Annotated in this window: 16 protein-coding genes, 2 tRNA genes and 2 pseudogenes; 7 read left to right on the forward strand and 13 right to left on the reverse strand. The window is 58.6% G+C overall.

Translation table 11 applies throughout. The features are described 5' to 3' along the window. Positions 1–64 precede the first annotated feature (64 nt). Both PSPTO_RS13905 and PSPTO_RS13910 read left to right on the forward strand, forming a co-directional pair. Positions 65–307: a lipoprotein gene (locus tag PSPTO_RS13905; RefSeq protein WP_011104145.1), complete on the forward strand. Its 243-nt coding sequence runs from the start codon at positions 65–67 to the stop codon at positions 305–307. A gap of 34 nt (positions 308–341) precedes the next feature. Continuing rightward, complete coding sequence (locus tag PSPTO_RS13910; RefSeq protein WP_011104146.1) at positions 342–1,103, forward strand: TerC family protein; 762 nt, start codon at positions 342–344, stop codon at positions 1,101–1,103. Positions 1,104–1,204: 101 nt separating this feature from the next. Here PSPTO_RS13910 and PSPTO_RS13915 read toward each other — a convergent pair whose 3' ends face one another. Beyond that, positions 1,205–1,384: a hypothetical protein gene (locus PSPTO_RS13915; RefSeq protein ID WP_011104147.1), complete on the reverse strand. Its 180-nt coding sequence runs from the start codon at positions 1,382–1,384 to the stop codon at positions 1,205–1,207. 219 nt (positions 1,385–1,603) lie between these two features. Here PSPTO_RS13915 and PSPTO_RS13920 point away from each other — a divergent pair, with 219 nt between their 5' ends. Beyond that, positions 1,604–2,299 (forward strand): peptidase C39 family protein, encoded by a 696-nt coding sequence (locus PSPTO_RS13920; RefSeq protein ID WP_011104148.1) that lies wholly within the window; start codon positions 1,604–1,606, stop codon positions 2,297–2,299. 71 nt (positions 2,300–2,370) lie between these two features. Here PSPTO_RS13920 and PSPTO_RS13925 read toward each other — a convergent pair whose 3' ends face one another. Further along, positions 2,371–3,654, reverse strand: coding sequence for an NAD(P)/FAD-dependent oxidoreductase (locus PSPTO_RS13925; RefSeq protein ID WP_007246020.1), 1,284 nt, complete (start codon positions 3,652–3,654; stop codon positions 2,371–2,373). Between the two features lie 182 nt (positions 3,655–3,836). Between PSPTO_RS13925 and PSPTO_RS13930 the strand changes: the two genes are divergently transcribed. Together PSPTO_RS13930 and PSPTO_RS13935 are read left to right on the forward strand one after the other, a co-directional pair. After that, positions 3,837–3,913, forward strand: a tRNA-Val gene (locus tag PSPTO_RS13930). Positions 3,914–4,078: 165 nt separating this feature from the next. Further along, positions 4,079–4,155 (forward strand) — tRNA-Val (locus PSPTO_RS13935). 125 nt (positions 4,156–4,280) lie between these two features. Here the strand turns inward: PSPTO_RS13935 and PSPTO_RS13940 are convergent. The 3 genes from PSPTO_RS13940 to PSPTO_RS13950 form a co-directional block, all read right to left on the reverse strand. Beyond that, positions 4,281–5,342, reverse strand: a complete 1,062-nt coding sequence (locus tag PSPTO_RS13940) for an SDR family oxidoreductase (protein WP_005762629.1) — start codon at positions 5,340–5,342, stop codon at positions 4,281–4,283. Positions 5,343–5,453: 111 nt separating this feature from the next. Next, positions 5,454–5,840, reverse strand: coding sequence for an NUDIX hydrolase (locus PSPTO_RS13945; RefSeq protein ID WP_005762628.1), 387 nt, complete (start codon positions 5,838–5,840; stop codon positions 5,454–5,456). Between the two features lie 323 nt (positions 5,841–6,163). Further along, complete coding sequence (locus PSPTO_RS13950; protein WP_005762626.1) at positions 6,164–7,240, reverse strand: NAD(P)-dependent alcohol dehydrogenase; 1,077 nt, start codon at positions 7,238–7,240, stop codon at positions 6,164–6,166. A 290-nt stretch (positions 7,241–7,530) separates the two neighbouring features. On the opposite strand from PSPTO_RS13950, the pseudogene PSPTO_RS13960 reads away from it, so the two are divergent. Together PSPTO_RS13960 and PSPTO_RS13965 are read left to right on the forward strand one after the other, a co-directional pair. Further along, positions 7,531–10,425: pseudogene (locus PSPTO_RS13960) on the forward strand (EAL domain-containing protein). A 179-nt stretch (positions 10,426–10,604) separates the two neighbouring features. Next, positions 10,605–11,159 carry a hypothetical protein gene (locus PSPTO_RS13965; RefSeq protein ID WP_005762621.1) on the forward strand — a complete coding sequence of 185 codons (555 nt, stop codon included), beginning with the start codon at positions 10,605–10,607 and terminating at the stop codon, positions 11,157–11,159. 487 nt (positions 11,160–11,646) lie between these two features. On the opposite strand, the gene PSPTO_RS13970 is transcribed toward PSPTO_RS13965, so the two are convergent. The 8 genes and pseudogenes from PSPTO_RS13970 to PSPTO_RS14005 form a co-directional block, all read right to left on the reverse strand. Beyond that, complete coding sequence (locus PSPTO_RS13970) at positions 11,647–12,585, reverse strand: carbohydrate kinase family protein (protein ID WP_005762619.1); 939 nt, start codon at positions 12,583–12,585, stop codon at positions 11,647–11,649. A 24-nt stretch (positions 12,586–12,609) separates the two neighbouring features. Beyond that, positions 12,610–14,091, reverse strand: a complete 1,482-nt coding sequence (gene xylB, locus PSPTO_RS13975; RefSeq protein ID WP_005762617.1) for a xylulokinase — start codon at positions 14,089–14,091, stop codon at positions 12,610–12,612. Between the two features lie 10 nt (positions 14,092–14,101). Next, the gene (locus PSPTO_RS13980; RefSeq protein ID WP_005762615.1) at positions 14,102–15,583 is read right to left on the reverse strand and encodes a mannitol dehydrogenase family protein; all 1,482 of its coding nucleotides are present in this window, start codon (positions 15,581–15,583) and stop codon (positions 14,102–14,104) included. 18 nt (positions 15,584–15,601) lie between these two features. Continuing rightward, positions 15,602–16,715, reverse strand: a pseudogene (locus PSPTO_RS13985) (ABC transporter ATP-binding protein). A gap of 31 nt (positions 16,716–16,746) precedes the next feature. Further along, positions 16,747–17,580, reverse strand: coding sequence for a carbohydrate ABC transporter permease (locus tag PSPTO_RS13990; RefSeq protein WP_003382858.1), 834 nt, complete (start codon positions 17,578–17,580; stop codon positions 16,747–16,749). Positions 17,581–17,590: 10 nt separating this feature from the next. Further along, on the reverse strand, positions 17,591–18,523 hold the full coding sequence (locus PSPTO_RS13995; RefSeq protein ID WP_011104151.1) for a carbohydrate ABC transporter permease: 933 nt from the start codon (positions 18,521–18,523) through the stop codon (positions 17,591–17,593). An 87-nt stretch (positions 18,524–18,610) separates the two neighbouring features. Then, positions 18,611–19,933 (reverse strand): ABC transporter substrate-binding protein, encoded by a 1,323-nt coding sequence (locus PSPTO_RS14000; RefSeq protein WP_003382856.1) that lies wholly within the window; start codon positions 19,931–19,933, stop codon positions 18,611–18,613. A 240-nt stretch (positions 19,934–20,173) separates the two neighbouring features. Then, positions 20,174–21,079 (reverse strand): AraC family transcriptional regulator, encoded by a 906-nt coding sequence (locus PSPTO_RS14005; protein ID WP_005762608.1) that lies wholly within the window; start codon positions 21,077–21,079, stop codon positions 20,174–20,176. Positions 21,080–21,117 lie beyond the last annotated feature (38 nt).

A 21,117-nucleotide genomic window follows, 5' to 3' on the forward strand; every position in this document is an offset into this window, starting at 1 on the left:
TATCTAGAATCCGCCTCAACGCCGGACCGGACACACCGTCTGGCCCTGTCCTATCGAGGAGCCCATGAATAAATCCATTTACGCTGCGCTGTTGAGCTGTTCGCTGCTGGTAATGGCAGGATGCGATCAGATAGAGTCGTCTACTAAACAGGTGCTGGGTACCGCAGCCAACACTGCCAAACAGGCGATTGATGACACGCATCAGGCCGCGACCAAAGCGCTTGATGAGGCCAGACAGGAACTTTCGGTACAGGAGCTACCACAAAGCTCGGCTGAAACCGAAAAAAATTCAGATAAAGACATTTAACCCACAACTATTGGCTCAGGCAGGGCAGTGATCTATGGAATACCTATTGGAACTGGCGACAAGTCCCGCAGCCTGGATCGCCTTGGCGACACTGGTGGTGATGGAAGTCGTGCTGGGCATCGACAACCTGATTTTCATTTCGATCATCACCAACAAGCTTCCGGAACATCAGCGCGAAAAGGCCCGCAAGCTGGGTATCGGCATGGCTCTGGTGATGCGCCTGGGCTTGCTCAGTACCGTCGCTTACATCGTCCAGCTGACAGAACCTGTGTTCGAGGTGTTCAACCAGGCGTTCTCGTGGAAAGACATGATCCTGATCGCCGGTGGTCTGTTCCTGGTCTGGAAGGCAACCACTGAAATCCATCACAGCATGGACATCAAGACCGATGAAGAGAAGGCCCTGGGTTCGGTTGTGGCATTGAGCATGGGCGCGGCCATTGTGCAGATCCTGATGCTGGACCTGGTGTTCTCCATCGACAGTATCATTACTGCCGTCGGCATGACCGAACACCTGCCTATCATGATCATCGCCGTGGTGTCCGCTGTGGTCGTGATGCTGGTTGCCGCCAACCCGCTGGCGAAGTTCATCAACGACAACCCGACTGTGGTCATGCTGGCACTGGGCTTTTTGATCATGATCGGTATGACGCTGATCGCCGAAGGTTTTGGTGCCCACGTACCGAAAGGCTACATCTACGCTGCCATGACATTCTCGGCAGCCATTGAAGGCCTGAACATGCTGGTGCGCAAGGCAAGACGCAAAAAGGCTGCCGCTGCTCAGGCATCCACTCACTGATAAACGGTTTCACTGAAGAAAAAACGGTCGACCCGGCTACCCGGATCGACCGTTTTGCATTCCACGTTTTGTTCAGGCGCATGCCAATCGGCAGGCAGGTTTCAACTGATGACGGCAGCATGAGCCTTCACAGGTTTTGCCACGACCGGCCGCTGTGGTGCAGGCGGCTCGACACCGCGTGGGTGATAACGACGCGAAACACGCATGACGCCCCATAACATGGCGCTGGCCACTGCCAGCCACGAAGCGATCAGCATCACTATTGTCAGTTCCAGGCTCATAAGTGCCTCCCCATTCCTGCTTTTCTTGCGGTCTTGATAACTGACAGTCTAGTACGAAGCATGTTTCGGTTAGTTGACCAATGGCATCGGGCTATGAACGATTTGTGCTGTGAACACCAGCGGACTGCTGCACAACGCTATACCCCGATCGCCGACGGCTCTATGATCGGCACTCAGGCCGGGTCGCGGGTTGCTCGGCATCAGTTGAAGTGAGTGAACATGTTGTCGTTTTCTCTTTTTGCCGCTACTACCGGCGCCAGGCGTCCGTGGCTGGTTTTGGCGCTTATCGTCGGCCTTGCCGGCTGTTCATCGATGGTGACGCCCCAGATCAAACGCTTGCCGGACCGGGTCGAACTGACCTCGGTGCCGTTCTTTCGCGGTAATGCCTATCAGAGCGGGCCGGGCGCGCTAGCAAGCATGCTGGCCAACCAGCACGTGCAGACCACGCCCGGCCTGCTCGACAAGCCGCTGCAACTGCCGGCTGGCGAAGACCGTTTAGAGCAGAACATGCAGAACGTCGCGCGGGAATACGGCTTTATGGTCTACCCGCTGGGTGGCGAACTGCAGGATCTGCTGGCTCAGGTATCGGCGGGGTATCCGGTGATGCTGCGGTTTGCGCAGGGTTCTGTTCTCTGGAAAGGACCGCGTTATGGCGTATTGATCGGTTACAACCGGGTAAAGGAAACCGTCTTGCTGAATGCGGGCATGGACCGTCGCCATTCGATGAGCTTCAGCAGCTTCACGTCTGCCTGGAAAGACGCCGGCAGTTGGGCAGTGCTGGTTCAGTCGCCTCGGCAATTGCCTGCCGGGGTCGATCAGCAGCGTTGGCTGCAGGCAGCTGACGCATTGTCCAAAGCAGGGCAAGAGCAGGCGGCCGGCGAGGCGAAAAGGACTCTGGAACGAAGCGTTAAATGAAATCAACGCAGCGTTAATGAAAACGGCACCCATGAAGGTGCCGTTTTTAGTACCTGCGACCCGAATTGAGTCTAGAAACCCAAACGGTCACGCAAGCTGTAGTACCAGGCACCCAGTGCCGTGAGCGGCGTGCGTAGCATCTGCCCGCCGGGGAACGGGTAATGGGGCAAATCGGCGAACGCATCGAAACGTTCGGCCTGCCCGCGCAGGGCTTCGGCCAGCACCTTGCCGGCCAGATGCGTGTACGTCACGCCATGCCCGCTGCAACCCTGCGAGTAATAGATGTTGTCGCCAAGCCTGCCAACCTGCGGCAGGCGAGACAGGGTCAGCAGGAAATTGCCGGTCCATGCGTAGTCGATCTTCACGTCCTTGAGTTGTGGGAATGCCTTGAGCATCTTCGGGCGAATAATGGCTTCGATGTTGGCCGGATCTCGTGCGCCATACACCACGCCGCCACCGAATATCAGGCGCTTGTCGGCGCTAAGGCGGTAGTAATCGAGCAGATAATTACAGTCCTCGACGCAGTAGTCCTGCGGCAGGAGTGTCTTAGCCAGCTCATCGCTCAACGGTTCTGTGGTAATCACCTGAGTGCCGCACGGCATCGATTTTGCCGCCAGTTCCGGTACCAGGTTACCCAGATAGGCGTTGCCTGCCACGATAATGAACCTGGCCCTGACCTTGCCCTGCGCTGTATGAACAACCGGGTTGGCGCCACGCTCGATACGAATGGCCGCCGATTGCTCGTAAATGGTGCCGCCCAGGGTTTCGACCGCCGCCGCTTCGCCCAGCGCCAGATTGAGCGGGTGAATATGGCCGCCGGTCATGTCCAGCAACCCCCCGATGTATTGATCGCAGGCCACGACTTCGTTGATCCGGCGCTTGTCCATCAATTCCAGGTGGGTATGGCCGTAGCGTTCCCAGAGCCGTTGCTGGGCTTCCAGGTGCGCCAGTTGCTTGCTGGTCAGCGCCGCAAACACACCGCCGTCCTTCAGGTCGCACTGAATGCCATAGCGGGAAACCCGGTCACGAATGATGGCCGCACCTTCAAATGCCATCTGCCCCAGCAACTGCGCCTGACGCGGCCCTACGGTGCGCTCGATCACATCGATGTCGCGGCTGTAACTGTTGACGATCTGCCCGCCGTTACGGCCCGATGCGCCAAACCCGACCTTCGCCGCTTCGAGCACCGTGACCCGAAAACCGTTTTCCAGGAGAAACAGCGCGCTGGACAGGCCTGTATAGCCAGCCCCGATGACACACACGTCAGTCTCGACCTCGCCCTGCAAGGCGGGACGTTCCGGTACGGGATTGGCCGAAGCTGCGTAATAGGATTGAGGGTAGGGCGTGTTCGCCATCCTGAGACTCCGTTTAATATTCTTGACGATGGCGCTGATCGTACCCGAGATACCGAGCCGCTGCCAGCAACACAGAAAAACAGTTCTGGCCTGATCCCCTGCAAAAAACGCTGTAATTCATGGGCTTAGGATAAAAACGCATTGACAGGCAGTTGAATATCCGTAAAATGCGGACCCACAGCAGGCACGTAGCTCAGTTGGTTAGAGCACCACCTTGACATGGTGGGGGTCGTTGGTTCGAGTCCAATCGCGCCTACCAAACAAAATCCGCTCTGCTGGGCGGTAAAAAAAGGGTCAACCGAGAGGTTGGCCCTTTTTTGTTTTTGCTCTATGCGCAGGGAGCAAAAATTTCACGTATTCAGAGAGTTACTGCAAAAAAGAATTTGACAGGTATTCGAATATCCGTAGAATGCCGACCCACAGCAGGCACGTAGCTCAGTTGGTTAGAGCACCACCTTGACATGGTGGGGGTCGTTGGTTCGAGTCCAATCGCGCCTACCAAACAAATCCGCTCTGCTGGGCGGTAAAAAAAGGGTCAACCGAGAGGTTGACCCTTTTTTGTTGTACCTGTTTCGCCCCCGGCTTTTGTGCCAACGCAGAGCCTTGGCACAAGAGGGCAAGCAGCCTCAGGGAATCAGCCGATCACGACGCAGCTTTTCAAACACCTCGAAAAACGCATCATCACTTGCCTGAAATGCAGTAAAGCCCAGCTTGCGGCTTTTCGACATGTCGGTGACCACTTCGATCGGCCGGCCAAGGTCGGCGTCGGTGTGCCACGGTGAGATCAGCCGGTTGATGTCGCTTTCCTTGAGTTGATGCTCCTGGGCGATGCGGGTCCAGGCTGTCTGATCATCTGCCATCTGAGTTTCCAGCAGCGCAGGCTGGCTTGGGAAGTCTGCCGGTTCCAGGCCGAAGTACCCGGCAATCTGCCCCCACATCCAGCTCCAGCGGAACACGTCGCCGTTGGTGATGTTGAATGCCTGATTGGCCGCTGCCGGGGTCGTCGCGGCCCACAACTGCTGATGGGCCAACTGGCGCGCATCGGTCATGTCCGTCAGGCTGTCCCACTGAACGCGCGAGCCAGGAAACACGAAAGGTCGGCCAGTGGCTTTGCAGATCGATGCGTAAACGGCCAGGGTGGTTGCCATGTTCATTGCGTTGCCGACGGCGACGCCTGTCACGGTGTGCGGACGATGCACGCTCCAGGTGAACCGGTCTTTTTCAGCTGCCGCGAACACTTCATCTTCTTGCGCATAATAGAAGTTCTCGATATCCAGGCGCGGCTGCGACTCCCGGAAAGGCGTTTGCGGCAAGGTGCCCTTGCCGTAGGCCTCGAACGGGCCGAGGTAATGCTTGAGCCCGGTGACCAGCGCCACGTGTTTCACGCTGCCAGCAGGCCGTACAGCGTCCAGTACATTGCGCACCATTGCGGCGTTGACGCGGATATTCTCCGCTTCTGTCGCCTGGCGTGACCAAGTGGTGATGAAAATGTGGGTGGGCCGCAGATCGGCCAGCGCAGCAGTGACGGACGCGGGGTCCTGAAGGTCTGCCGCGACGGGAATCACGCCGGGCCGGGTCGATGGGCTTCGGGAGAGGGCGGCAACCTGCCAATCGTTTTCCAGCAACAACTGCGTGATTGCGCTGCCGACAATGCCACTTGCGCCTACAACCAGGGCGGTCTGAGTCATGGGGATCTCCTGAGACGGGGGTGAAAGTAATGAACCGTCTGCTGTTTCAGAACAGCATCAGGCCATACCGTTCAACCCGATCGTCATGATTACCCATACAACATGGCTGTTCTAGTTAGCGCTGAGTAAACCGTCTTCAGCCTGGCGGCCATACGACTTGACGATAGCCTTGGTCGCGCTGCTGGCCTTAAGGTCGCCAAGATTTTTGGGCGCAAGCCATTTGCAGGCAGAAATCTCGTTCTGGGGCGAAGGCTCGCTGTAGGCAGGAACCTGAGTGGTGAACACGTAGTGCGTGACCTCACCTTTCTCGTACACCGCCAGGTACAACAGATCGAGATTTTCCAGACCGGTTTCTTCGCAAAGCTCGCGCACGGCAGCCTGGAAAGGCGTTTCCCCGGCTTCAATCTTGCCACCTGGCAAAGCCCAGCGGGATTTTGGTTTGCGTACGTAAAGCACCTGGCCGTCACGTTTGCAGATGACTGTCGCTCGTTGTTTCATAATTCGTTCACCTGTCGAACGTCCGTTGCCATCAGTATCTGCAAGGACTTTGTGAACTTGAGACCCAAAGGCAGTCAACAATAGTCACTAGCTTGTAATAAAAAGTTCACATATTTGACGAGGTCAACCATGCAGCGCATTGAAACGGGCTGAATGCAGCGTGAAAGCGAGAGATTGTCTCAGTACTATCTCCTTACAAGGAGTATGGACGTCAGTGGGCCATTGCCAGAAAACAGTTCCCGTATTGCGACGTACGGCATGTTCTCAGAACGCCTTGCCATCCTTGGCGACAGGCCTGCTCCTGCGATAAGCCGCGCGATGCGTTACGCCGCGTTCGAGTCGGCAGACACTTCCTGCTTGAGGCTGGCCATATCAATGACGAAACGGTACTTCACGTCGCCCTTGAGCATCCGCTCGTAAGCCTCGTTGATGTACTGCATGTCGATCACTTCAATGTCTGAAACAATGCCGTGCTCAGCGCAGAAATCCAGCATTTCCTGGGTCTCCTGAATGCCACCGATCAACGAACCGGCCAGGCTGCGGCGCTTGAAGATCAGGTTGAAGACGGCGGGCGACGGGTGCGGTTCTGCCGGGGCACCGACCAGCGTCATGGTGCCATCGCGCTTGAGCAGCGAGAGAAAGGCATCCAGGTCATGGGGCGCTGCGACCGTGTTGAGAATGAAGTCCAGGCTGTTGACCTGCGTTGCCATCTGCGCAGGGTCTCTGGACACGATCACTTCGTCTGCACCCAGACGCAAGCCGTCTTCGCGTTTGTCAGGCGAGGTGGTGAACAACACCACATGGGCACCCATTGCGTGGGCTATCTTGACGCCCATATGGCCCAGGCCGCCGAGCCCGACGATGCCGACTTTAGTGCCCGGTCCGACTTTCCAGTGCCGCAGTGGAGAGTACGTCGTGATGCCCGCGCACAGCAGTGGCGCGACAGCGGCCAGATTATCGTCATGGGAGATGCGCAGAACGAATTTCTCCTTGACCACGATCTTGTCTGAGTAGCCGCCCAAGGTATTTTCACCGCCGAATACCGGGCCGTTGTAAGTACCGGTAAAACCGCTCTCGCAATACTGCTCGTCGCCCTCTGTACAGGAGGCACATTGCTGGCAGCTGTCGACCATGCAGCCGACACCGGCGAGGTCGCCGACCTTGAATTGCTTGACGTTTGCGCCCACCGCAGTCACCCGACCGACGATTTCGTGACCCGGGACCGAAGGATAAAGTGTGTTGTGCCATTCATTGCGCGCAGTATGCAGATCGGAGTGGCACACGCCACAGTAGAGAATGTCGATCTGCACATCATCGTCGCCTGGCGTGCGGCGCTCGAACTGATACGGCTGGAGCACGTCCTGGGCAGATTGTGCTGCATAGCTGTAAGCCTTGACCATGAGTGTCACCTGTTTAATGGATAGATGAGTTTTACATCGCAGGTCAGCGTAGTAGAGCTTCGCTGATTTTCCCTTTTAACCTCGCGACATGCTTGAATCTGACCGGTAATGCGGCCCGATAGTGCGATTGAACAGTGCCGCACGTCACATAGGCACCTTATACATGCCGCTGGAGAGTCAAGAGATCTGCCAAAAAGGTATGAACTTTGCAACAATGTCGCGACACACTTGTAACTTTTGGTCATGGGGTTTTCACATGACCGCCGTTGGCTCATGTATCTGGTGTTTTCATGACAGTCTCACATCTGGCTACAGGCCTGTGTCCAAGCGTCGCTTGCGCGTCCAACTCCGATGCTGGCTCCACTCCGGCCGCCAGCCACGATACGTTTGCCCGTCATGGCTCCATCGCCGCACTGATGAGCGCCGCACACCAGCAGATGCCAGACATTGCCTGGGCGGCCTACGCGGCCGGTGAGTTGAAATGCCTGCTGGGGCAGGGCGACGACAAGGTCGTCTGGCCCGCGCACATCGCCGCTGAAGACTTTGATACCTTCTGTAATCATTTGCAGCTTCATTGCTGAGTCGCCGGCCAGGGCGAGGGCGTGCTGGGCTGGTTGCTGGCGCCCATCGCCGATAAAGATCATCCGCTGCTGGTGGAACTGGCTGCCAGCCTGGGTTCACTGCTGCAGACGACGGCATTGATCAGGGCGCAGAACACTCAGCGAGTGCTCTATGAAATCAGCCTTCTGGCCAGTTCGACCCTTGATCGCGGCGCATTTTTACGGGGCATTCATGAGCAATTAGGTACGCTGATCGATGCCGAGAACTTTTACGTGGCGCTTTACGACCAGCAGAGCGGCAAGATCACCTACCCATATTACATCGATCGGTTCGACGACGAAGCGATGGCGCACGAAGCGTTCGAGTTCATCAATACCGATCGAATCTCGCTGACCGGGTATGTCCTGAGCAGCGGGCAGCCCATGTTTCTCAATGCGTCCTGTATCGAGCAGGCCAAGGTTGACGGGCGTTTTTTCTGGGTGGGACGTCTCCCCGAGTTCTGGATGGGGGCGCCCTTGAAGAACGCCTCGGATGAAGTGTTCGGCATGGTGGCGATGCAGGTCTACGACGTGTCCCGGGTCTACAGCGCTCAGGACCGCGCCTTGTTTGCCGTGGTGTCGCGGCATGTGGCAATGGCGCTGGACCGCCTGTTGCGCCGCACGGACCTGGAGCAGATCGTGGCGCTGCGCACGCAACAGCTGTCGGCCGCCAACGACGCGTTGCGCCAGGAAGTGAAAGATCGCGAGCGCGCCGAGCACTTGCAAAGCGCCCTGTTCCAGATCGCTGCGCTGTCCAGCCAGCCCGGTGACATGAACGAACTGTTTCGTAGCCTGCACATGATTGTTGGTGAACTGCTGGTGGCGCTCAACTTCTACATCGCGCTATACGACGGCGCCACCGGCGAAGTGACCTTTCCTTACTACATCGACGAACACCAGCACACACCACCGCGATCACGGCGCGGGCAACGTGGCTTTACCGAATACGTGATCGGCCAGCGGCGGCCGTGCCTGATCGATTACGACGACGCCCGCAGGCTGGAGAGCCTCGGGGAAATCGAAGTGCAGAGAGACGCCGGTCGATCGTCCTCCTGGCTGGGCATTCCATTGTTCGACAGCGGGCAGGTGCGTGGCGTACTGGTGGTGCAGAGTTATTCCAAGGATGTCAGCTATACCCTGCGCGATCAGGAACTGCTGACCTTTGTGTCACGCCATATCGACACGGCGTTGTCCCGTCGCAGCGCCGCCGAAGCGATTCACACCGCCAACGTACTGCTCGAGGCGCGGGTTCGTGACCGTACCCGCGAGCTGGATCAGGCCAATGCCAGGCTGCAACACGAAAACTCCCACGACTCGCTGACCGGTTTGCCCAACCGCAGTCAGTTGCAACATCGTCTGCGACAGGCATGGCAGGACTTCTGCCGAAACGGCCGGCAACTGGTTGTCATGTTCATCGATCTGGATCGCTTCAAGATGATCAACGACAGCCTCGGCCATCATTGCGGCGATATCCTGCTGATTCAGGCTGCCGAGCGATTGCGCAGTTGCATGCGCGAAGAGGACCTGCTGGCCCGCCTGGGTGGCGACGAATTTGCTGTGTTGAGCATCGATACGCCGTTGCAGACCGGCACGTGCATCGCCCAGCGAATACTGACGGCGTTCGAGCAGCCGTTCGTGATTGACGACCATACGATTTTTTCTTCGTGCAGCATCGGTGTGGTGGGTGCCGACAGCCAGTTTCATCAAGAGCCGGCAGACCTGCTGCGCGATGCCGATACGGCCATGTACCGAGTCAAGAATGGCGGCCGTGACAGCTTCGCAGTGTTCAATCAAGCGCTGCGCCGGGAGGTTTCGGATCAGGTCGAGCAGGAAGGCGCGTTGCGCACGGCTCTGAAACGCACCGATCAACTGATCCCTTATTTTCAGCCAGTGATCTGTGTCAACACCGGTGACCTGCTGGCGCTGGAGGCGCTGATTCGCTGGCGCATGCCCGACGGGCGAATCATCGCGCCGGAAAGTTTTTTGCCAGCGCTGGAGGGGCTTCGTCTGATTGGTCGTCTGGACCTTTACATGCTCAAGCGGGTCATCACCATTCTCGCGCAACCCGAAAACGGCCATTGGCCGCCGGTGCATGTGAACTGCTCCAGTTACAGCATCACCCGTCCGGCATTCGCCGCTGAAGTGCTGGCCATGCTCGCCGAGCACAATGTCGCGCCCGGGCGTCTGTGTCTGGAGCTTACCGAAGGCGCGCTGGTGGCTGACCCGGAGCAGGCGCGCCTGTCCATGAAACAATTGGCCGAGCAAGGTATGTCGGTGATGCTGGACGATTTCGGCGCGGGGTTCTCTTCCCTCAGCTACGTGCATCAGTATCATTTCAGCGGTTTGAAGATCGACAAGTCATTTATCTTCGGCCTGGCCTCCAGCGTGCGCAGCCGGGCGATCGTTCGCGCCATTGTGCGGATGGCCGAGTCACTTGACCTGACCGTGGTTGCCGAAGGCGTCGAAGACCTCGAAACGCTGGAGCTGCTGCGCGAGATTGGCGCGACCCAGGCCCAGGGCTACTACTTCTCGGCGCCCTTGCCGATTGAGCAACTGGTGATCAGCGCGGGTCGTGCGGCAGGCTGAAAAACACGTTTTTCCGGCGAAGACTTGCCGCACAGGGCAAGGCTTATCCGATTATTGACGGTATCAACCACCGTGCATTTTTAGGGTCACCATAAGAATCAACAGGTTAGCGCCATAGTGCGTACTTGGCACCAGACTTGCTTTTGAACCTGCGCAGCATGTTCATCAGGAGGTGAAAGATGATTATTGGCACGAGTGCGCTTGAACAGCTTGTTTCCCGGGCTGTGGTTGGGCACAAGACCGTCGATGAGGTGTCCCAGGACGCTTTCAGCGCGGTCGCCGCCGCTGGCCTGAATTCAGGCACGGCACCGGTCGTTGCGCAAACCAGCAATTCGACATCGCAGGACAGCAAGCAGGACAACAGCGGTTACAACGAATCCTTTGCACGGATGATGATCAACCTCAAGTCTGCCGGTGATACGTCACTGTCGGAAAAGACGGCTGATCGCGACAACGGCGTCATCGGTTCAGTGGCTAACACCACCAGCGCCAACGATGTCGCATCGACGGGTTCGGCAGAACAGAAATTCATGGACTCTCTGAAGCAGACAGCCGAAGAGAAAGTGCGCGAGAAGCTGACAGGCGTCAGCCAGAAAGACTACGACGCCATGGCACCTCAGGACCAACTGGCAATCGACCAGAAAGTCCAGGACGCGCTCAAGGACAAACAGAACGATGTGGCGGATGACATCAACACGCGCATCAGGGGTATCAAGGCCGGAATGGTGGCCTGATCGAGGTAACCTGCTCAGTTGTTTGTTCATTGACTGTAATGGCCTCTTCACTTGCTCACGAAGCCTGTCTTTGACGATCGTGCCAATGCCCGCATTGGCATGCATCCGTGATGCTCTGCGTCACAACCAAGCTGCCACGCAACGTCACGCCTGCCCCGTATTCACTGCACATAAACAAAGCGCTTCTTCGCCGCGATATCACTGACGACGCAGAGTGCGACGTAAGCGACAGGGCGCAGAGGGGCGAAAAGGTGCCTTGAGCCGTAAACAAACATCACTGACCTTGCAGAACCGCTGTGTGACGCGGAGCGCCACAAAGAGGACGCAGAGCGTCCAGAACTGCATGCGACGCGGAGCGTCGCACGATAGTTGAAGCAACCGAGAAGGGCCGCTTCGCAGCCCATCGCAGCCGTCGTAACCTCCTGAAGCTCCTGCAAAAGCACCGCGTGCCTGGAATCGGCCCGCCAGTCATTGGGTTTAAGCCTTCTCAGCCCAACTGATGCCGATACGGCAGATCCGGGCCGACTTTGGTGCAGGTCAGCGCGGCTGCGCCGACGGCGAAATTGAGCATCTCATCCAGCGTTTCTCGCGAGAGCGTCGACAGGCCTTGCGGTGTGTCCAGCTGACGTTCGCTCAGAAAGGTCAGCAGTGCGGCCTGAAACGTGTCTCCAGCACCCACTGTATCGGCAGTCACCACGGTTTTGGCGGGCACTGACCAGGTGCCGTGCTGGCGGGTAAACACGCTGGCGCCTTGAGTGCCACGGGTGACGATTACCAGTTGCGTACGCTTGCCAAGCCAGCCCTCGGCGATCTGCTGTGGATCACTGTCCGGGTACAGCAGGTGCAAGTCTTCGTCACTGACCTTGATCAGATGCGCATGTTCGGCGAACGCGGCAATCTGCGTGCGCCAGCGCTGGATGTCCGGTGCCGGGTTCAGACGCACATTGGGGTCCAGCGAGATCAGGCGCCTGGCGCTCTCACGGGCGACCAGTGCCAGCAACGTGTCGGCAATTGGCTGCACCACCAGCGAAAACGACCCCACATGAATCCCGCGTACCCGCTCATCGAGTTCCGGCAAGTGTTCCAGTCGTAACTGTCGATCTGCGCAGCCGTCGCCACGAAAGCTGTAGGTAGGCGAACCGTCGCTGCCCACCGCAACCATCGCCAGTGTGGTAGGCGCATCGAATTCGATCAGGTGCTCGGCATTGACCGTTTCCTGTTCCAGCACGGCGCGCAGGCGGCGCCCCAGATAGTCGGTGGACAGCCCGGCAAAAAATGCCGCCTCCACGCCAAGCCGGCGCAAACCGATGGCCACATTGAAGGGTGAGCCGCCGGCAATGGCGTCAAACCCCAGTCTGTTCAGGGAACCGCCGTCGTCAGCGCGGGTGAAAATATCGAACAGTGCTTCGCCGCAAACCAGAAACATAAGTGCTCCATGAAAAGACTGGGTTCAAACCTTGCGCAATTGCGCCTGATAACGCTGATAGACCTGCTGATAGGTTGCCACGTTCTGCGCAACCGGGTGGGTCTCGCTGTCTGGATCGAGGCTTACGCACCGTTCGCACAGCTGTAGCAGCGCCTCGGGCGTACCGTCAGCCTTCGACCGGCACCAGGCCGCCTGAATGGCCGCGCCCAGCGCGGCGGCTTCCGGCTGCACGGTGCAGATGACCGGGGTGTTCATGATATCTGCGACGATCTGTCGCCACACTGCGCTTTTCGAACCGCCACCGATGAGCCGGATCTTCTCGCTCTTGATGCCGCTGTCGCGCAGCAGGTCCAGGCCGTAGCGCAAGCCGAACGTGGTGCCTTCGACCACGGCGCGGCACAGGTTGGCCTGGGTCAGGTTGGTGCTGTCCAGCCCGACGATGCTGGCGGTAGCGTCGGGCAGGGCGGGCACGCGTTCGCCATTGAAAAACGGCAGCATCAACACGCCTTCTGCGCCGATCGGTGCCTGAGCGATGGCCTGATTGAAATCCTTGATGTTCAGGGCGAACAGCTCGCGGATGGCCGTGGTCGCGTTGGTCAGGTTCATGGTGCAGATCAACGGCAGCCAGCCGCCGGACGACGAACAGAACGTGGCGACCGACTCATGTTCGCTGACCCGCACCTCATCGCCATAAGCGTACACCGTGCCCGACGAGCCCAGGCTCATGGTGATCAGCCCTGGCTGAATGTTGCCGGTGCCAATCGCGCCCATCATGTTGTCGCCGCCGCCACTGGACACCAGGGCGTCCGGGTTGAGGCCCAGCAGCCGGGCGATGTCGGGAAGCAGCGTGCCAACCGGCGCGTCGGCCTCAAGCAATTGAGGCAGCGCTTTGCCCAGCCGTCCGCTAGGGTCGATATGGGCGAGTAATGGCAGGTCCCACTCGCGGCTGCGCACGTTGAAATAACCAGTGCCCGACGCGTCGCCGAACTCGGTGCAGCAGCGCCCGGTCAGCCAGTAATTCAGGTAGTCGTGGGGCAGCAGCACCTTGTCGATACGCTCGAACACCTGTGGGTGCTGCTCTTTGGTCCATAACAGCTTGGACACGGTGTAGCCCGGCGCGATGACCAGACCGAGGCGTTGCAGCGAACCCTGTGCGCCGCCCAGATAATCCAGTAAACGCTGGTTTTCCGGGGCGGACTCGGTGTCGCACCACAATTTGGCCGGGCGCAGCACTTCACCTTGAGCATCAAGCAGCACCAGGCCATGTTGCTGGCCCGAAACACCGATGCCCTGAATCTGCTGCCCTGACACGCCCGCCTGCGCCAAGGCATCGCGGGTCGCCTGTTGCAGTGCGTCCAGCCACTGCTGGACGTCCTGCTCACGGCGGCCGTTATGGTCGCTGATCAGGCTATGGGGTGCTGAACCTTCGCCCAGTACCTTGCCGCTTTCGGCATTGAGCACCAGCACCTTGGTGCCCTGTGTGCCACAGTCGATTCCAAGAAACATGGGGCGTCCCTCAGAGGCCGTTGGCCAGAATTCTTTCCAGTGTGCCACTTACACCCAGCGCGCGCAGATCAGCGAGGTTCTGCTCGAACGCCGCAACAAATTCGGGCGACTGAGGAATGGCCAGACCGAATATTTCTTCCACCTGCAACAGGCGCTGGGCAATCAGTGCATCGTCAGCCACCAGCCCCTGACAGAACTCGGCGCGTGGGTCGGGAATCGTGTAGGTCACACCGTTTTCGTCAACGCCCTTCAAATAAAGGGCCCAGGCAGCGACCACCAGCGAGGCGCGCTGGAAATTGCCCTGATCGACGATCAGCCGATTGATGGTTGGGACCGTGAATTTAGGGAATTTCGATGAGCCGTCCGAGCAGACCCGCGCCAACTGGTCGGCAATCGCCTGATTGGAAAAACGCTCGATCAGCGTGTCCTTGTAGCCTTCCAGATCGATGCCGGGCACCGACGCCAGTTGCGGGGTGACATCTTTGTCCATGTAGGCACGGATGTAACGCACGAACAAAGGGTCGTTCATGGTTTCATGGACGAAACGATAACCCTTGAGAAAGCCCAGGTAGGTCAGGGCCAAGTGGCTGCCGTTGAGCAGCTTGATCTTCATTTCCTCGTAGGGCGTCACGTCGTCTGTGAACTGCACGCCGACCTTTTCCCAGGCCGGACGGCCGTTGACGAACTTGTCTTCCAGCACCCACTGCACAAATGGCTCACAGACTACCGGCCAGGCGTCGTCGATGTGCTTTTCGTCCGCCAGCTTCAAGCGATGTGCCGCACTGGTCATCGGCGTGATGCGGTCGACCATCGCGTTGGGAAAGCTCACGTTGGCGGCGATCCAGTCATGCAGATCGGCATCGCGCAAGGCCGCAAACGTCAGCAGTGCCTTGCGGGTCACTGCGCCGTTGTGCGGCAGGTTATCGCAGGACATCAGGGTGAACGCGGGCGTGCCTTCGGCGCGGCGGCGGGCCAGCGCCGCGCAGAGGAAGCCAAATACCGTCTTCGGCTGGTTGGGGTTGGCGAGGTCGTGCTGGATCTGCGGCAGGTGGGCCATGAACTGGCCGTTGCTGTCGTCGATGCAATAGCCGCCTTCGGTGATGGTCAGCGAGACGATGCGGATGTCCGGGCTGGCCAGCTTGTCGATCAGCGCCTGAGGGCTGTCTTCGGCCAACAGCATGCCGCTGATCGAGGCAATGATGCGGGTTTCGGTATCTGGCGTGTCGCCCAGTTCATAGAGCGTGTACAGATAATCCTGTTGCGCCAGCGCATCGCGCACGGCGCGGTCTTCGGCACGCAGGCCTACGCCGCAGATACTCCATTCAAAGCCTTCGCCGCTGTTCATCAGTGCATCGGTGTAAAACGCCTGATGCGCCCGGTGGAAACCGCCGACGCCGATATGGGCAATGCCCTGGCGGGTGTCGTCGGCGCTGTAGGCGGGCAGGGCGATGTCTGCGTCCAGTCGTGAAATATTGTTCTTGTTCAGTTTCATGAAAAGGCTCTCCGGAACTCAGGCGGCGGCAGTCTGCAAGGCTTTGGCAATCACCAGGCCTTGAGCGTCGAACAGATGGCATTGGCTGCTATCGAGGTGCAGGTTCAGCGTCTCGCCGTACTGGCTGGCCAGGTCACCGCGAATACGCAGGGTCAGCGGCTCGCCCGAGCGGGTACGCACGTGGCAATAGGTGTCGCTGCCAAGACGCTCGCTGACATCAGCGATGACCTGCAACTGACAGTCGTTGTTCTGGGCGAGATTCAGGTGCTCCGGGCGAATGCCCAGCGTGACCGGCGCGCCGACACTCTGGCCCGCACCGTTGACCGGCAGGCTGATGCGCGTTCCGGCGTCCAGTTCGACCTCGCAACTGGCGCTGTCGACGCGGCTGAGTTTGCCCTTGAGAAAGCCCATCTTCGGCGTGCCGAGAAAACCTGCGACGAACAGGTTGGCCGGGTGGTGATACAGCTCCAGCGGCGAACCGACCTGTTCGACCTTGCCGCCATTGAGCACCACCACCTTGTCGGCCAGGGTCATGGCTTCGACCTGATCGTGAGTCACGTAAATCATGGTGGCCTGCAGCTTCTTTGTGCAGGGCGCGACAGGCTTCCAGACGAGGTCTGCACGCGCAGCGCGGGCGGTCGAGGTTGGACAGCGGTTCGTCGAACAGAAAGATTTTCGGGTTGCGCACGATGGCCCGGCCGATGGCCACACGCTGGCGCTGGCCGCCGGACAACTGCTTGGGTTTGCGCTCCAGCAGCGGGCCGAGCTCCAGAATGCGCGCGGCTTCATCGACCTTTCTCTTGATCTCGGCCTTGTCGCCCCCGGCCAGGTCCAGCGCAAAGGACAGGTTCTTGCCCACTGTCATGTGCGGATACAACGCGTAGGTCTGGAACACCATCGCCAGGTCACGCTTGGCCGGAGTGACCTGGGTGATGTCGCGGCCATCGAGTTCGATGGTGCCCGAGGTCACTTCTTCGAGCCCGGCGATCAGCCGCAGCAGGGTGGACTTGCCACAGCCCGACGGCCCGACGAACACCACGAACTCACGGTCTTTCACGTCCAGATCGATACCTTTGATGATCTGGTGACCGTCAAAGCCTTTTTGCAGATTGCGGATGCTCAGGTTAGCCATGTTGGACTCCTTATTGTTCTTGGGGCCGGGGCTATTTGACAGCGCCGAACGACAGGCCGCGAACCAGTTGTTTCTGACTGATCCAGCCGAAAATCAGGATGGGCGCACACGCCAGGGTCGAGACCGCCGAGAGCTTGGCCCAGAACAGCCCTTCGGGGCTGGAGTAGGACGCGATCAGCGCGGTAAGGGGCGCAGCGGCAGACGAGGTAAGGTTCAGCGACCAGAACGCTTCGTTCCAGCACAGAATCAGCGACAGCAACGCGGTGGATGCCAGACCACCCTTGCAGATCGGTATCAGCACGCGAAAGATCTCCTGCCGGGTGCTGGCGCCGTCCAAGCGCGAGGCTTCGAGGATTTCGCCGGGAATGTCCTTGAAGTAGGTGTAGATCATCCACACCACGATCGGCAGATTGATCAGCGTGTAGATGATGATCAGCGCCAATCGCGAATCCAGCAGGCCGAAGGTCTTGGCCAGCAGGTAGATCGGCATCAGCACGCCCACTGGCGGCAGCATTTTGGTCGAGAGCATCCACAGCAGCGTGCTTTTGGTGCGTTTGGTCTCGAAAAATGCCATGGAATACGCCGCAGGGATGGCGATCAGCATGGCCAGCGCCGTGGCGCTGAAGGAAATCAGCACCGAGTTCCAGGCAAAGTGAAAGTAATCGCTGCGTTCCTGAATGTGCAGGTAGTTTTCCAGGGTCGGGGTGAAGAACAACTGCGGCGGTGTCGCAAACGCGTCGATCTCGGTCTTGAAGCTGGTCAGCACCATCCAGAAGATCGGGAAGAACACCAGGGCGGCGATCAGCCAAGACAAGGTCCCGAGCAGCAGGCTTTGTAAACGACGCGATTGTTTAAGGGTCATCATGGCAAGGTCCTCATGACTTGTCGGTGAGGTTTTTGCCGATCATCCGAATCAGGATGATCGCCGCGATGTTGGCGATGACAACGGCAATCAGCCCGCCCGCCGAGGCCATGCCGACGTCGAACTGCAGCAGCGCCTGGATGTAGATCAGATACGCCAGGATGGTCGAGGCAAAGCCAGGGCCACCGTTGGTGGTGGTGAAGATTTCAGCGAACACCGAGAGCAGGAAGATCGTTTCGATCATGACCACCACGGCTATCGGCCGCGCCAGGTGCGGCAGGGTCAGGTGCCAGAAGATCGCGATGGGGCCGGCTCCATCCAGGCGCGCGGCCTCCTTTTGTTCCTGGTCAAGCGACTGCATGGCGGTCATCAGAATCAGGATGGCGAACGGCAGCCACTGCCAGGACACAATGATGATGATCGACAGCATCGGGTAATGGGCAAACCAGTCGATGGGCTGCGCACCGAAGAATTTCCACACCGCCGCGAGCACGCCGGAGACCGGGTGGAAAATCAGGTTTTTCCAGATCAGCGCACTGACCGTGGGCATGATGAAGAAGGGCGAGATCAGCAGTACGCGAACGATGCCCCGTCCGAAGAACTCGCTGGCTTCGAGCAGCGCCGAAATCAGTACGCCGAGGATCACACTGATCGCCAGCACACTGCCGACCAGCAACAAGGTATTGCCGGCACCGGGAAGAAAGCCGCTGTCGGTCACGAAATACTGGAAGTTTTCCAGCCCGACGAATTCGTTTTCGCCGGGTGACAGCAGGTTGTAGCGGATCAGCGAGAAATAAATGGTCATGCCCAGCGGTACGATCATCCATACCAGCAAAAGCAGCACAGAGGGGCTGACCAGAAACCAGCCAGGTTTGAATCGACGACTTTTGAGCGGTGGCTGTTCGCCGGACAGGTCCGAGCGTTCAGGGGAGGCTGAGGTATTCATGGGGAGCTCCGAACCGGATTGCACCAGGGTTGTTGCGCAGTTGAGCGGCAGGGTGAAAGCCGCGGCCTTCACCCTGTTGCAGAGCGTTTACTTTTTAGGGTAACCGGCTCGTTTCATGTCCCGCTCGGTGGCGGTCTGCGCATTTTCCAAGGCTTTTTCAACCGTGGACTGGCCGATCAGCGCGGCCGAGAACTGCTGGCCGACACTGGTGCCGATGGCCTGGAATTCAGGGATGGTAACCAGCTGAATACCGACGTAAGGCACAGGCTTGAGCGTCGGAGACTTGGGCGTCACAGCCTTGAGCGACTCCAGCGTGATATTGGCAAACGGCGCGGCCTGTTTGTAGGCATCGCTGTAGGTCGAGGCACGGGTGCCTGGCGGTACGTTGGACACGCCGTCGGTGTCGGCCACCAGTTTGGCGTACTCTTTGGAGGTCGCCCACTGGGTGAATTCGGCAGCGTCCTTGGTGTTCTTGGCACTGGTCGGGATCGCCAGCGACCACGAATACAACCAGGCAGAACCCTTGTCGGTCACTTCGTGCGGGGCGTAGGTAAAGCCGACGCTGTCGGCAACCTTGCTTTGCTTCTTGTCGGTCACGAACGAACCGGCAACGCTGGCGTCGACCCAGATGGCGCACTTGCCACTGTTGAACAGCGCCAGGTTTTCGTTGAAACCATTGCTGGAAGCACCCGGCGGGCCGGATTGCTTCATGGTGTTGACGTAGAAGTTAAGCGCGTTCTTCCATTCCGGCTGGTCGAACTGTGGTTTCCACTGCTCGTCGAACCAGCGTGCACCGTAGGCGTTGGCCAGGGTGGTGATCAGCGCCATGTTCTCGCCCCAACCCGCCTTGCCGCGCAGGCAGATGCCGTACTGTTCCTTGGACTTGTCGGTCAGTTTGCCGGCGAATTCGGCAATCTGGGTCCAGGTCGGGCGTTCCGGCATGGTCAGGCCAGCGGCCTTGAACAGGTCGGTACGGTAGTAAGTGATAGACGCTTCAGCGTAGAACGGCAGGGCGAACAACTTGCCGTCCACTGACAGGCCATCGCGCACTGAAGGGAATACATCGTCCAGCTCATAACTGGCGGGCAGGTCTTTCATTTCCTGCAACCAGCCTTTCTGCCCCCAGAGTGAGGCTTCGTACATGCCGATGGTCAATACATCGAACTGACCGCCTTTGGTGGCGATATCGGTAGTCAGGCGCTGGCGCAGCACGTTTTCTTCGAGCACAACCCAGTTGAGCTTGATGTCAGGGTGCTTTTCTTCGAAGGTCTTGGAGAGGCGCTGCATGCGGATCATGTCGCTGTTGTTGACCGTGGCGATGGTCACGGTCCCGGCCGTGGCGCTGCCACTGAACACGAAACAGGTGCTGAGGACGGAACTGGCGAGCAGAAGCTTTGCTGAGGTCTTCATTGATCACTCCTCTTCTACGCCCAACAGGCTGCAGAAGGATGGTTATTGTTTTTTTCTCTTCCGGAGGTGAGGAAGATGTGTATTGATTACAACGGCGTTCGGGTCGAAAGACAAATCCTGCGCAGCACTCTGACTGATACTTTTTTGCACTGCGACCTAAAATGTAAACATCGCTGAATCGCCCATAGGCTGGCTTCGGCGCAACGCAAGCGTAGACGCTGAGCGCAACGGCAGGGCAAATCAGTACAGGTTTTGTTCGGTCAGGCGCTGAACGGCGAGGCGACGATAGTGCGAGGGGGTCATGCCCTTGAGCTGCTGGAAACGCCGATTGAAGTTGGAAATATTGTTGAAACCGGACTCGAAACACACGTCAGTGACCGTTTTGTCGCCGTCGGCCAGCAGTTCACAGGACTTGCTGATGCGCAACCGATTGACGAACTCGACGAAACAGCGCCCCGTGGCCTGCTTGAATACCCTGGAAAAGTAAGTGGGTTTCATGCCCAGGTACTCGGCAACTTCTTCCAGCGGCAGCTCCCGGCTGTAGTGAGCAAAAATATAATCCACTGCGCGGTTGGTACGATCGACGCTGTGCTCATCGGCCGTGTGGGCGACGGCGGTGCCTGACAGCAACTGATAATCATCGCTGGCGGCCAACAGCTCGAGAAGAATGAAAAAGTGCCCCAGACGTGTAATGCCGCGCGAGTCGGCAATTTTCTGCATCTGCTTCATGGCCTGACGAATTGTGCGCTTGCAGCGAAATTCGATGCCGTAGCGGGCGCGTTCCAGCAGTGGGGTGAGGGTCTTGAGTTCGGCAAACACCTGATTGCCACTTTCCAGCAGTTCATCGGTGAAATTGACCAGCATGTCGCGCCGCGCCACGACTTCACCCTCGTCAACCTGGCTGATCCAGTTATGCGGCAGGTTAGGCCCGGTCAGGAACAGGCTGGCAGGGTTGAAGTTACCGATGTAGTCACCGACGAAGACCTTGCCGGAGCTGGCGACAATCAGATGCAGCTCGTATTCCTTGTGGAAGTGCCAGCGCACCAGCGGGCACGGAAAACCATGCTCGCGATAAATGATCGACAAGCCGTTATGGTCGTCCATCAGCTCGTAGGAAGGGTCAGTAATTTTTGTTGTTTTACTCATGGCGTCATTCTATTCAGCAGTTGCCAGCGCGTTAATGT

Origin of the sequence: Pseudomonas syringae pv. tomato str. DC3000, from assembly GCF_000007805.1 — a bacterium.
GTDB lineage: Bacteria > Pseudomonadota > Gammaproteobacteria > Pseudomonadales > Pseudomonadaceae > Aquipseudomonas > Aquipseudomonas avellanae.

Bases quoted from the DNA above. Each gene is read 5' to 3' on its own strand.
- PSPTO_RS13905 (WP_011104145.1), top strand. From the start codon at position 65: ATGAATAAATCCATTTACGCTGCGCTGTTGAGCTGTTCGCTGCTGGTA.
- PSPTO_RS13910 (WP_011104146.1), top strand. From the start codon at position 342: ATGGAATACCTATTGGAACTGGCGACAAGTCCCGCAGCCTGGATCGCC.
- PSPTO_RS13915 (WP_011104147.1), bottom strand. From the start codon at position 1,384: ATGAGCCTGGAACTGACAATAGTGATGCTGATCGCTTCGTGGCTGGCA.
- PSPTO_RS13920 (WP_011104148.1), top strand. From the start codon at position 1,604: ATGTTGTCGTTTTCTCTTTTTGCCGCTACTACCGGCGCCAGGCGTCCG.
- PSPTO_RS13925 (WP_007246020.1), bottom strand. From the start codon at position 3,654: ATGGCGAACACGCCCTACCCTCAATCCTATTACGCAGCTTCGGCCAAT.
- PSPTO_RS13940 (WP_005762629.1), bottom strand. From the start codon at position 5,342: ATGACTCAGACCGCCCTGGTTGTAGGCGCAAGTGGCATTGTCGGCAGC.
- PSPTO_RS13945 (WP_005762628.1), bottom strand. From the start codon at position 5,840: ATGAAACAACGAGCGACAGTCATCTGCAAACGTGACGGCCAGGTGCTT.
- PSPTO_RS13950 (WP_005762626.1), bottom strand. From the start codon at position 7,240: ATGGTCAAGGCTTACAGCTATGCAGCACAATCTGCCCAGGACGTGCTC.
- PSPTO_RS13965 (WP_005762621.1), top strand. From the start codon at position 10,605: ATGATTATTGGCACGAGTGCGCTTGAACAGCTTGTTTCCCGGGCTGTG.
- PSPTO_RS13970 (WP_005762619.1), bottom strand. From the start codon at position 12,585: ATGTTTCTGGTTTGCGGCGAAGCACTGTTCGATATTTTCACCCGCGCT.
- xylB (WP_005762617.1), bottom strand. From the start codon at position 14,091: ATGTTTCTTGGAATCGACTGTGGCACACAGGGCACCAAGGTGCTGGTG.
- PSPTO_RS13980 (WP_005762615.1), bottom strand. From the start codon at position 15,583: ATGAAACTGAACAAGAACAATATTTCACGACTGGACGCAGACATCGCC.
- PSPTO_RS13990 (WP_003382858.1), bottom strand. From the start codon at position 17,580: ATGATGACCCTTAAACAATCGCGTCGTTTACAAAGCCTGCTGCTCGGG.
- PSPTO_RS13995 (WP_011104151.1), bottom strand. From the start codon at position 18,523: ATGAATACCTCAGCCTCCCCTGAACGCTCGGACCTGTCCGGCGAACAG.
- PSPTO_RS14000 (WP_003382856.1), bottom strand. From the start codon at position 19,933: ATGAAGACCTCAGCAAAGCTTCTGCTCGCCAGTTCCGTCCTCAGCACC.
- PSPTO_RS14005 (WP_005762608.1), bottom strand. From the start codon at position 21,079: ATGAGTAAAACAACAAAAATTACTGACCCTTCCTACGAGCTGATGGAC.